The following is a 12272-nucleotide window of genomic DNA, read 5'->3' as shown; positions in this document are numbered from 1 at the left end:
AGGTATATATGAGTGCATTAATAGAAACTTTTAAATCACTAAGCAAAAGAAAAATATCTACTTTCCTTCTTGTACTTCAATATATTATTGGCTTTTCTTCACTTTTCACCTTTGCGAATTTTTATAATTCTATTAATCATTTTTCTTATAATTTTAAAAGTGTAGCAGATACAAAGAAAACATCCTTCATGTATAATTCTACTGGAATAGAAACCTTATTAAAAGGAAACGAGCAGCCTGATTATAGTGCGTTCTACCAGTACATAAAGGGAAATAGTGATGTAAAGAACTTTGGAACTTATGCATATGGCAGTAAACTTTTAAACATTAGTGCTTTAAATTCCTCAAAGAGATTAAATTTGGTTGATGAATTAAATATCTTCAACAAAACAAAACAGAATATTATTTCAGATAAGATAGAAGAAATAGATGTAAAATTATTAATAATTGATCAGGGAGCAAATGAATTCGTTAAACTTCCTTTAGATAATGGGAGTAATTTTAAATCTAATGATTTTGGAAAGAATCATGATGAGATGAGGAACATATTGCTTGGATCAATATTTGAAAAGTTTTTTAAGGTCGGAGATATAATAACGCTTCAATCAGACAAACAGGAACAGTTTAAAGTTATAGGATTTCTAAAGAATAATACTTATTTTTATAATCAAGGTGGTGTAATAACTTCGTCCTTAAATAATTTAAGCAGTGCTCTAATAATTCCAATCAATAAAGATGAAGAACAAGATAAACAATTGTTTGTAGCTAGAATTATGAGGGGCTTATTATTGCAATTAAAAGATAATGTTAATTACGAGGAAGCTAGTAGGAAAATCAATTTGAAGGCTCAAGAATTGAAGCTCTCTGAGAAAAATGAAAAATTAGATTCTATATTAAAGGTTATCATCGATGATTTTATTAATGCAAATTTATCTCAAATGATTATAGGAATATTTTTCTGTATTTTTTCGTCAATAGGCCTTATTACATCTTTAATAGTGACTATTTATTCTAAAAAAAGGGAGATAGGCATAAGGATTGCTTATGGCGCAAGTCATTTGAATATATTTAGCAGCTTATTTCTAGAGGTTATTTTTATCTCAATTATATCTTATGTGGGAGCTATCATTATGTACATTCTAGAAAATAACGGTAGTATTCAGTTGATCAAAAAGCAGTATAGTTCAATGAATATTATCGATATATATGGAACTATTGATATTTATTTATTATTAGAATTATTGATAATTGCAATGCTCATGCTTACTGTTATTTCACTTATAATATTTAATGTGCTGAAAAAACTCCAACCTAAAGATCTAATAGGGGGATTAGAATAAATGGATATAATCAGATTTGAGAATATATGTAAAGTTTATGGAGAAGGTGAAAATACACTTTATGCCTTAAATGATACTAATATAACAATTAAAGAGGGTGAAATGGTTTCAATTATGGGACCATCAGGTTCTGGAAAGAGTACATTACTGAACATCATGGGATTTATTGATCAGCCTACATCAGGTAAGTATTTTTTAAATAATATTGAGTTTTCTGAATTACAGAAAAAGAAGCTTCATAAAATTAGAAATATGGAAATAGGTTTTATATTTCAGTATTTTGCGCTACTTAAAGAATATTCGGCGTTGGATAATGTTATTCTTCCGTTAAGCTATAGGAAATTATCTACAAAAGCATGCAAGGAAAAAGCACTCGAGTGCATGGATAAGATTGGAATAAAACAACTTAAAGATAAACTTCCTGCACAACTTTCAGGTGGGCAGCAGCAAAGAGTTGCCATAGCTAGAGCATTAGTAGGTGATCCGAAAATAATTCTTGCTGATGAGCCAACAGGAGCTTTAGATGTGAAGACTGGAAAGGAAATTATGAATATCTTAAAGCTATTAAACAACCAAGGTAAAACAATTATAATTGTAACTCATGATCCTAATATTGCTAATATGTGCGATAGGATAATTTCTCTTAAAGATGGACAAATAATATGAAGCTATTATTAGACGGAAATACTGAGTAGCTTGAATTATGTACAGTATAATTCAATTATTTTAAAATAAATTTATTAAAAAGTAGTAATCAGTTATAATCTGCACTGCCTACTACTTTTTACTTCAAAGGAATTTCAAGCTATATTATTGAATCTTCATTTTCATATATAATTTCTATGCTTATCTTATTGACTGAACTGGTAAATAAATCATCAGTATTTATAAAATCTTTGAGCCACCTTTCTTGAACTAAGAGAAAATCAGTTTAATAATATTAAAGCTAAAATATAGAATAAACAATATATTCTTTATCAAAATGGTACCCGAGCTTCTCTGCAAGAGCCACTGATTCTAAATTGGCAGCATCCCAACGAGGATAAATACCTCTGTCAAGGCAGTTTAAAATAAGTTTTGAAGCACAAGCTAAGGCTAATCCTTTTTGCCTGTATTCTTCCTTAGTGCCAATAGTTATTTCAATACTTCCTTTGCAATAACCATATGATGATGCAGCGGATATTATTTCATCTTCATAAATTATCAAATATCCAAGTCCGTTCTCAGTGAAATCTTCTAAAGATGAGTAATTTGAACAACAATCTGCCATAAAATCATCTGCTAATACTTTATTGTAATTAGTTTTATCTATGTTAACTATATTAAATTTTGATTCAATGGCTCTGACGTAACTGTTTAATTTTGCTTTATTAAATACTTTAGGTTCTGTTTTTATTGAATATCTGCTAAATTTTCTGTGGTTATTTGGAAAGTATTTTGCTATGACATCAATCCAGAACTGACTGTCTGGGACAATTATTTTACGTCTTATGTTGTCATATAGTTTTTTTATGTAATCACCATCTTGTAGTTTTTCTGAGTGACCTAATAAAAAACAAAAATCTGCAACTAAAATTACTGCAAGAGTTGGATTTTCTTTGCTATTAGCCCATACTTGTCCTGTTTTTCCTTCTATGCATGAAAAAAGCTCAACATCTGACTTACCTACGCATAGGCTTTGAAGTGAGGCTCTTTCATTTTTTTGTAATTCTATCATAATAATCCTCCTTGCATAAATAAAAAAATAAACTTGTGCGTGGAATTAAAGAGATACTGATACTGCATTTAAAATAGCGAAGATTCAATTATTTGGATATATTTTAATATTATAGTATAATATTATATCAATTGTAAATGTTAGGGGGAAATGTATTGGAGTGCTGTTACAGGAGAGAAAACAAGTACTACTATATAGATAACTTAGTTAGTACTCTTTGAAAATATTAAGAATAATATGAAATACTAGTTAGGAGTATTTATGATAAGATATGAAATTGGTGGATTATATAGAAAAGAGCTTAAAACAATGGAGTTTAAGCTCTTTTTCATATTAACGTATAAAATTAGTAATTGCTCTTTGTTCTTCTTTTTCAGGAATATTTATGCCAGCATCCTTACCAGCTTGTATGCATTTTAGAAGCCATGCCATGTTCTTTCCTAAAATTCTCATGGTTTGCATTCCTTCTAAGTCTTGTTTTACTTCTTCAGGAGTGTTACCGTGAACCATGTTCCAATATTGAGAAGATACAACAGGCATATTAGATATAGTAAAGTATTTATTTAATTGCTCAAAAGCAGCAGTTGAACCTCCACGTCTGCAACTAACTATTGCAGCACCTGGTTTGTGTTGGAACCCTTCGCCAGCATAGAAAAATCTATCTAGGAATGCTGTTATTTGACCTGATGCAGCTGCATAATGAACTGGAGAACCAAATATGAAGCCATCAGCATCTTTAGCTTTTTCTAAGGCAATATTTACAGTATCATCATTAAATACACATTTTCCATCAGTATTATTGCATCCACCGCATGCCATACATCCACGAATAGGTTTATTTCCTACGTGAAAAATTTCTGTTTCAATATTTGCTTTATTTAACTCTTTTGCAACTTCGCTTAACGCAGTAAAAGTACATCCTTGGGCTTTAGGACTTCCATTAATAAGTAATACCTTCATTTTTACACCTCTCTAATATTATAAATGACCTGTAGATATCCGTATTAGATAGTAACTATTATCTATAAATAGATTGATAAAATTTTTAAATCTAGGGCGTATCTACTTTATACTACTAATAATATACAACAATAAAAGTATAAAATAAATAAGTTACTTTAAAGTAAAATACTAACTTAAAGTAGAGTTAGGCTTTTTTAGCAGTGTGAAATAACTGAGATGTAATATTAAATGTTATTATCTTAAGTTATCATTTTTACTTACTTACGCGCATAAGTTAATTTTGAGTATTATTGGTTTGGAGGAATTGTTTGATGGGAGTTAAAGAGTTATTTAAGAATATGTTTGGATCAAAAGAAAAAAGTGATGCTACAAGAGTAGAATATAATAATGGTAATAAGTTTAGGAGTGGTGAAATTGTTTATAGTCCTGTAGAAGGGGGAGTAAGGAAGCTAAGTGAAGTAAATGATCCTACCTTTGGACAGGAGCTTATGGGCAAGGGAATGGCTATTGAGCCCACAAGAGGACGAGTTGTAGCACCAGTTGATGGTGAAATAGTGGCTCTTTTTAATACTAAGCATGCAATAGCTTTGAAAAGTAAAGATGGAGTGGAAGTTTTGATACATGTTGGTATTGATACGGTAAATCTTGAAGGACGATACTTTAAAGCTCATGTAGATCAAGGCTTCGAAGTAAAAGCCGGAGAGTTATTAGTGGAATTTGATATAGAAAGAATTAGGAATGAAGGCTATGATGTGATAACTTCGGTAATAATCACGAACACAGATGATTATAAAGAAGTCAAAGGGACAGAAGTTGAAAAGGTAAAAGAGACAGAGCCATTTATTCAGGTTATAAGATAAGAACAGTTATATAGATAGACTACTTCAATCCTTAGAGTCAAAATAAAGATTTCGCTGGTTCTACGAATCTTTATTTTGATAAGTTTTAATGGGAAGTAGTTTATCTTTAATGCTATGGACTAAAATATTATTTCGTATAGTTTAAACCATTTTAAGTCAGGAATATTGAGTCCAAGGTCAACGGTATCAACATATTTGAAACCACTTTTTTCATATAGAGTCATTGCAGGGGTATTTTTTATAGTAACATCAAGACGAATAGTTTTAAATCCATTCTTTAAACAAAATTCCTTGGAAAAGTCAATCAATTTGTGGCCTACTCCATTTTTCATATATTTTGGATTTACCGCAAAAGTATGTATTACAATAACTTCTTCATCTTTTACTTCAATTCCCCAAGTAACTCCTCGGTATGCAGCTTCTTGCAAGTGATTAAGTATAATAGAACCTGCTATTTTGCCATCTATTTTTAAGACGAATAAATTATTCTCTCTAATTCCATTTGCTGCCGTTTCTCTAACAGGATATAGGCCCTTCTTCCAACCAGGATAATTGATAGTTATTTCTAAATGCTCGTTAAGATTATTGTACAATTCTTCTAGTTCATTAATATCATCTATTGTTGCTTTCTCTATTAAATAATCGTTATAGGATATAGTAGTAAATATACTATTGTTATTGCTATTCAAATCCATTATTTTTACTCCTTCGACATTATTTCCTAGGAAATTATATGGACATTATACCATATATAATCAGAGCAGGGAAAATAAAACATATGCGCGTTGTTATTTATTCTCTTTGCTGATTGAATGATTATAACTGACTAAAAGTACAAAAGAACAAATGAGATATATTCCGACTAATATTGCTTCTACTTTTACATTTATCTTATGAGTTAAAGGTGTTTGAATTAGTACCGCAGGTACTATAAAAGCAACTACTAAATAATTATAAGGCTTTTTTATGGGAATATAGTTTTTTAGAACTAAAAGTGCTATTAGTAAAAATGCTAAAGCTGTGATTATTTGATTAATGTTCATCTTTAATAACCTCGATATGTTATTATATTTGCTTATTTATTCATACAATTATACATAATTTTTATATTGGATTCAAATGTTTTCATAATCCATAATAAATTAAGGAACAAAAGTATTCAAATTGAGATAATATATAACAGGATATTGTATATTGAGAGGAACAGAGCTTATGATTAGAGCAGATTCTAAGGTTATTAATATTAATAAAAAGTTTAATGGCATTTGTAAAATAAGCTTTAGAGAAAATGACATAATACTGGATTGTAGAGCAAAGTCATCTAACATATTTATGAAGGTATTATCAGAAAAGGAAATTGGAGTATTTGGAGATTATTATATATATATTTTTTATATGCAGGATTTAGATATAAATAAAAATAGATATAAAATTAAAAGGATAGAGAGGGCTTTTTCTGAGGTTGTAGAAGGTAAATTTAATGGAAATATTGATTCTGAATCATTAAACTGTATAGTATATTTTCAGTGTGAGGCTCTAAAAAACATGAAAGTGGGAAATGGATCAATTTGTGAAATAACTATCTCAGGAAAACTTGATATTTCATATTTATTAAGGAAAGAGAATGAAGTAGATAATAAAGGAACAAATGAAAGTGGAGCTCCAACATTAAAATCAATGAAATCTGAAGTTTGGCATCGCAGATTAGATAAAAATTTTTCTATACTTGAAATAATGGAGATGGATGAAAAGACTTTAAAAGAAAGATTTAAAAGAAATAATATATAAATGATATTCAAGAACTTTTGAGACTAATATTTTTAATTTGTACTTCTAATAATTATAAAGGTGCAGTTGGATGAAATCCAACTGCACTTTCTATTAATCAACGTATATTATCAAAAATTAGTATGGTTTACATTCTTTTTTGTGTTCTTCTATAGTTACAGGTACATGCTCTATTCTTGTAACTTTAAGATCTATTCTAACAATAAGCTTTTCAAGAAGTCTGTTAAAGGTTACTGCCCAATCAGGAGCTCCGTTTTCTACTGGATTAGGGTCTAATAACTCTTCTTTTGAACCTTCTACAAATGCTTTTAATATTTCAACATTATCTGTTTCTTTTATAGGTTCTTTTGCTTCAACTTCTACGAAAGTAGCAAATGGGAATCTTGTTGTAAACTGGAATACTGGACCATTAACAGAGTCGCAAGTAAAATCATCTATAGTTTTATAAAGAATATTTTTATCTATAAAACCATCTATAATTACCTTTGCCCACCACTTTCCATCACATTTCTTTTCTTGATGCATTATTCTTGGTACTAATTGAGTATTTGTTATAAATACTTCTGTATCAACTTTTACTATACGGAAAACTGGAGGACTTGGTGGAGATATAATACTTTCTTTAACAACTAATTCTTGAGTATCGCCAAATCCAACAATTACTGGAACTTGAAGAAGTTTTTTGTATTCCATTGGATAATACTTTTCTTTCTCTTCACATTGTTGATAAGGTGGCTTTCCATAGGTTGGCATTTGTTTGTATGCTAAAAATCTATTGTTCATAGTTTAATACCCCTTCACTATATTATTGATTAACGACATGTAAAGAAAATATAAATTTTTTACTAGTTCTGTCGTTAATCTTTTTCATTTGTTTTATAATATATTATATTGTCGTTATGACGAAAATGTTACTTGTTTTTTAATTAGCAATGAATAGTTTAGATAGATTTATAATACATAGTTTGTATGAGGGGTGTGAATTTAAGAAATAGATACGGGCGCAGGAAATACTTTTAAATTTGAAAGGTGAGAAGGAAATATGGAGTTTATTGTTAATTTATTGATTAGAGCTTTGGTAGAAACTTTATATCTAACAGGAATGATAATATTTTTTGGACTGATTTTGGGGGTGCTTAGAAATAATTCTATTAAGAATATTTATAAAAGTTTAGGATTTAATGCTGTAATGGTGACTGGATTTATAGGAGTGCCTATACATGAGTTGAGTCATGCAATTCTATCTATAATATTTGGGCACAATATAAGGAAAATAAAGTTGTTTCAAAAGCCTGATAATAATGGTGTTATGGGGTATGTGGATCATAGTTATAACCCTAATAGTGTATATCAGCAAGTTGGTAATTTCTTTATAGGGGTTGCACCAATATTTGGTGGAGTTATAAGTATAATAACGCTTATGTACTTTGCAATACCAAATACATATAACAAATTTATAGATATATTATTCAACTCGCTTCATATAACCAGGATTGGGAAAATTACTATAGAAGGGTTACTGACCTCATATGGTCATTTAGTGAAGAGTATTTTTTCAGGAGAAAATTTTAAAAATCCGTATTTTTATATATTTTTATTTGTTGCTATATGTATATCCTCACATATATCTTTAAGTATGGCAGATATAAAAGGTGCATCAAGAGGGTTAATTGTTCTTTTTCTTTTATTAGTGATATTAAATGCTTTTGGGTTATCGATAGAATTTATGGATAAAGCTATATTGAAATATAATATCTTAATAACAGGGATGCTGATTGTAGCATTAATACTTTCCACAATAACTTATATTATAAGTTTAGGCTTGCTTGTAGTAAAAAAAATATAATATAGCTTTATAACAGGGAATGACATAAAAAGCATACTGCTAAAATGATAGATATAATAAAAATATTTAGATATTCAATAATTAATTATCGAAATGAATAAAACAACAAAAAATTATATATTTTGGTTTGAGATGCACATTATGGAGAAAATTAAAGTTTGCTCTATAATGTGCTTTTTTGCTTTTTAATTCGTTATAATTTTAACTCAGTGCCTAAGCACAACTTTGATTTTAGTTTTATATAGAAACAACAAAAAAGTCTTGTAATAATAATTAAAGATATGAAGAGTTTTTATATGTACATATAAATAAGGGTAAAATATAAATAGTTAATATTCAGTAAAGTATCCTAAATCTTAATAAAAGCTTAAGATTTAATGAATAAAACTTAATATTACACAAAACCCAAATAATGTATGATAATATATGCCGGTAGACATTTTTTCGATGGAGGTAAGAAATGAAGATATTTTTAAAGTATGTTGCAAAAAGCATGATAGAAAAGAAAGCAAGATTTTTACTATTACTCTTAGCAATAATTTTAAGTACTGCACTTTTTGTGGGAAGCATGGGAGCGGTTGAAGCTGCAATCGAAAGTTTTGTAAAACCTCAACTAGAACAATTAGAAAATAAAGACGTATATATATCATCCAAAATTGGAGAAAGTACTTTTTCCATGGAAAACATAAATGAAATAGGTGTTAAGAATTTAGTGCCAGAACTTAATGTATCTGTGGTGTATGATAGTGATGATTTGCAAGCACTTAATCTTAGCGGAAGAGAAGAAAAGTATATTGATAAAAGCATACTGGTTATAAATAAGGAGCTTAAGGATTTTGAAGGAGAAAAATGCATAATTTCAAAAAGAATAAGTGATAAATTTAAGCTCGGTGTCGGGGATAATCTAAAAATAATTTTAAATGGTGAAAGGATATCCTTGAAGATATCTGCGATAGCAGCAAATGAAGGTGCTTTTTACATGGATAGTAAGGATTCTTTTCAAGTCACTGTTCCCTATAAATTCATATCTAAAAAGCTTGGTGTAGACGGAAAATACAATTACATAATAGCAAATAAATCAAAAGATTCAATAAAAGATTCTGTGAAAGAGTTTAATGACGCAAATACAAAGTTTTCTACAAAGGAACTTTTTAATGAAGAACAAGTAAAGTCTCAGTTGTCTCAAATTACTAGTATGTTTTATATGATGCTCGCAATTGTAGTTTTCATGAGTGCTATAATAATATATAGTTCCTTTAAGCTTACAATAACTGAAAGAATGCCTATAATAGGTACATTCTTAAGCCAAGGTGCTACGAGAGGAACCATAAGAAGAATTCTTTATATTGAAAGTTTGGTATATGGTATCCTTGGCGGCATCATAGGAAACGCTTCAGGTGTAGGTATTTTATATATTATAAATTACTTTATTTCTCCGCTAAGGGAGTATGGAATAATTGAAAAGCCCAATATTAATATTAAATATTTGATATTTGGTATGATATTTTCAGTACTACTGTCAGTACTATCTGCTGCATTACCAGTAATTAAAACAAGAAGATTAGAAATTAAGAATGTTATTTTGAATAATCCAAGTACAGTAAATGATATTGGATATGGGAAGTTTATATTAGGGCTTGTAATGCTTATTGTAGTCATAATGTTAAATTCAATTAATAGCAAATTAGTTGTAAATATTAGCCCTATTTTAATGATTACAGCAGTTGCAGCTGCAATGCTTGTATTCCCAAAGCTTGTAGATTTTCTATCTAGGGGTATCTACATAGTACTAAGAAAAATCAATGGTTCTATGGCACTTTCTTTTAACAACATGAGAACCTCTAAGGTTTTGCTTGGAAATGTTAATCTTATGATATTAGCTATTGTATCCATAATTACTATAAATTCATTAAGTGTAAATGTTAAAACCTTAGTGAGTGGAATATATGAAAAATTGAATTATAGTATAGAAATAAATGGTTCAGGTACTGGGGTTGTTGGTAATTTAGATAAAATAAAAGAAGTAGTCCTTAAAACTGACGGTGTAGATAAGGATTCAATCCAATTTATGTACTATGCTAATGGGAGTATAAAGGAAGAGGTATTTCAAGTAATGGCTGTTGAACCTGATAAATATACTGATTATGATCATTATATAAATTGGGAAGAAAAAAATAATAAAGATATTTATGATAAATTTAAGAATGGAGCTAGCGATGAAATAATACTAACAAAAAAAGTTGCGGAAAAGACCAAATTAGCTGTAGGTGATACCTTTGATATGAAGCTTAGAAATACAACTAAAGCTTATAAAATTGTAGGAATAGTTGATGGAAAGATGCTAAATAACGGTATATTCATATTAATGAATTACAAAGTACTTCCCAAAGAATATTATGATTCAGCTTCATACTCAATTTATTTTAATACTTCAAAGAGCTCTAAAGATATAAAGGAAAATATAAATAAAGAAGTTAAAGGGCTAGGTGGGCAGGTAAGAACCTTTGAAGAAACTAGAGATAGAAATATAGAGCAAAATGATCAGCTTATGACCATATTAAGCATATTTTCTTATATGGCAGTTGTTATAGGGTGCTTTGGAATGCTTAACAACATAGGAATTAGTTTTATTCAAAGAAAGAAGGATATGGCTGTTTTGAGTTCTGTTGGTATGACTAAGGGGCAAAGAGGTGTTATGATTATAGTAGAATCAATACTCTCGGTTATATGGGCAGTGGTAATTGTAACTCCGCTTGCGTACCTTACTTCATCCTTAATGTCAAAGATAACTGACAAAATAGGACTACCGCTAGATATTAAGTTTGACATTTCTTATATGCCTGTAGTGCTTAGTGTTTCTTTAATTTTAGTATTTTTAGCAACATTACCAGTACTGTTTAAGAGCAGAAAACTGTCTATTATAGATGAATTAAAATATGAGTAAAATATCCGTAGGAGGAATTATATGAGATCAATCGAGGTTTTTGATTTAAATAAAAGTTTTAAAGTTGGAAAAGAGAAGATAGAGGTACTGAAAGATATTAACTTTTCTGTAGAAAAAGGTGAGTTTTTATCTATAATGGGACCTTCAGGATGTGGGAAATCCACTTTATTATACCTACTTGGTGGGTTAGATAAGCCTACTAGTGGAGTAGTTAACATAAATGGAAGAGATTTAAGTTCTTTAAATGAAAAGCAGAAAAGCATTATGAAAAGAAGAGAGATAGGTTTTGTGTTTCAGTTTTATAATCTTGTTCCTAACTTAACTGTAGAAGATAATATTTTATTGCCTATAATACTTGATGGAAAGCCTTTGAAGAAACATGAAGAAAAATTAAAAGAAATTTTAGATACAATAGAGATGAGTCATAAAAGAAAGGTTACTCCAAGAGAGCTTTCAGGAGGACAGCAGCAAAGGGTAGCTATAGCTAGAGCTTTGGTGTTTGAACCAGATATTATTTTAGCAGATGAGCCTATTGGTAACCTAGACTCGAAGACTGGAACGGACATAATGAAGCTGTTCCAAAATATAAATAAAAATTTAAGTAAAACTATAATTCAAGTTACTCATTCACAAGAGGCAGCGTACTATGGAACCTCTATACTAAGGTTAAAAGATGGAGAGATTCAGACAAAGGAAGAAGTGGCTTCTTAGAATTATAAAGATAACTTAATAGTTTAAGTTGGAATTTTATAGAGTTTAATATGGATAAATGATTTATTAAGAAATTTAAAGCACTATGAATTAAAAATTCATA

At 29.2% G+C, this 12272-nt stretch carries 12 protein-coding genes; 7 read left to right on the top strand and 5 right to left on the bottom strand.

The window, feature by feature from the left end; translation table 11 throughout:
* The first annotated feature begins 8 nt into the window (after window positions 1–8).
* Together J3477_RS11165 and J3477_RS11160 are read left to right on the top strand one after the other, a co-directional pair.
* The gene (locus J3477_RS11165; protein ID WP_206870033.1) at window positions 9–1340 is read left to right on the top strand and encodes an ABC transporter permease; all 1332 of its coding nucleotides are present in this window, start codon (window positions 9–11) and stop codon (window positions 1338–1340) included.
* Window positions 1341–2006 carry an ABC transporter ATP-binding protein gene (locus J3477_RS11160; RefSeq protein WP_206870032.1) on the top strand — a complete coding sequence of 222 codons (666 nt, stop codon included), beginning with the start codon at window positions 1341–1343 and terminating at the stop codon, window positions 2004–2006. It begins immediately after the preceding gene.
* A gap of 280 nt (window positions 2007–2286) precedes the next feature.
* On the opposite strand, the gene J3477_RS11155 is transcribed toward J3477_RS11160, so the two are convergent.
* Complete coding sequence (locus J3477_RS11155; RefSeq protein WP_206870031.1) at window positions 2287–3057, bottom strand: GNAT family N-acetyltransferase; 771 nt, start codon at window positions 3055–3057, stop codon at window positions 2287–2289.
* Between the two features lie 333 nt (window positions 3058–3390).
* Window positions 3391–4017, bottom strand: a complete 627-nt coding sequence (locus J3477_RS11150; RefSeq protein WP_206870030.1) for a flavodoxin family protein — start codon at window positions 4015–4017, stop codon at window positions 3391–3393.
* Between the two features lie 314 nt (window positions 4018–4331).
* On the opposite strand from J3477_RS11150, the gene J3477_RS11145 reads away from it, so the two are divergent.
* The gene (locus J3477_RS11145) at window positions 4332–4880 is read left to right on the top strand and encodes a PTS sugar transporter subunit IIA (protein WP_206870029.1); all 549 of its coding nucleotides are present in this window, start codon (window positions 4332–4334) and stop codon (window positions 4878–4880) included.
* Between the two features lie 119 nt (window positions 4881–4999).
* Here J3477_RS11145 and J3477_RS11140 read toward each other — a convergent pair whose 3' ends face one another.
* Together J3477_RS11140 and J3477_RS11135 are read right to left on the bottom strand one after the other, a co-directional pair.
* Entirely contained in the window at window positions 5000–5575 is a 576-nt protein-coding gene (locus J3477_RS11140; RefSeq protein WP_206870028.1) for a GNAT family N-acetyltransferase, read from the bottom strand.
* Between the two features lie 93 nt (window positions 5576–5668).
* Complete coding sequence (locus tag J3477_RS11135; protein WP_206870027.1) at window positions 5669–5923, bottom strand: hypothetical protein; 255 nt, start codon at window positions 5921–5923, stop codon at window positions 5669–5671.
* Between the two features lie 169 nt (window positions 5924–6092).
* Between J3477_RS11135 and J3477_RS11130 the strand changes: the two genes are divergently transcribed.
* A complete protein-coding gene (locus tag J3477_RS11130) occupies window positions 6093–6668 on the top strand; it encodes a hypothetical protein (RefSeq protein ID WP_206870026.1) in 576 nt (191 codons plus the stop codon).
* A gap of 117 nt (window positions 6669–6785) precedes the next feature.
* Here J3477_RS11130 and J3477_RS11125 read toward each other — a convergent pair whose 3' ends face one another.
* Window positions 6786–7451 carry a DUF3794 domain-containing protein gene (locus tag J3477_RS11125; RefSeq protein WP_206870025.1) on the bottom strand — a complete coding sequence of 222 codons (666 nt, stop codon included), beginning with the start codon at window positions 7449–7451 and terminating at the stop codon, window positions 6786–6788.
* A 259-nt stretch (window positions 7452–7710) separates the two neighbouring features.
* Between J3477_RS11125 and J3477_RS11120 the strand changes: the two genes are divergently transcribed.
* From J3477_RS11120 to J3477_RS11110, 3 genes are all read left to right on the top strand, one after another.
* Window positions 7711–8514 (top strand): hypothetical protein, encoded by an 804-nt coding sequence (locus J3477_RS11120; RefSeq protein ID WP_206870024.1) that lies wholly within the window; start codon window positions 7711–7713, stop codon window positions 8512–8514.
* A gap of 460 nt (window positions 8515–8974) precedes the next feature.
* Complete coding sequence (locus J3477_RS11115) at window positions 8975–11458, top strand: ABC transporter permease (RefSeq protein WP_206870023.1); 2484 nt, start codon at window positions 8975–8977, stop codon at window positions 11456–11458.
* Window positions 11459–11479: 21 nt separating this feature from the next.
* Window positions 11480–12169, top strand: a complete 690-nt coding sequence (locus tag J3477_RS11110) for an ABC transporter ATP-binding protein (protein WP_206870022.1) — start codon at window positions 11480–11482, stop codon at window positions 12167–12169.
* The last annotated feature ends 103 nt before the right edge of the window (window positions 12170–12272 follow it).

The organism is Clostridium zeae (assembly GCF_017312485.1).
Taxonomy (GTDB): Bacteria; Bacillota; Clostridia; order Clostridiales; family Clostridiaceae; genus Clostridium_AR; species Clostridium_AR zeae.
Note: the sequence above shows the minus strand (reverse complement) of the source record. Positions and strands in the feature narration are given on the sequence as shown.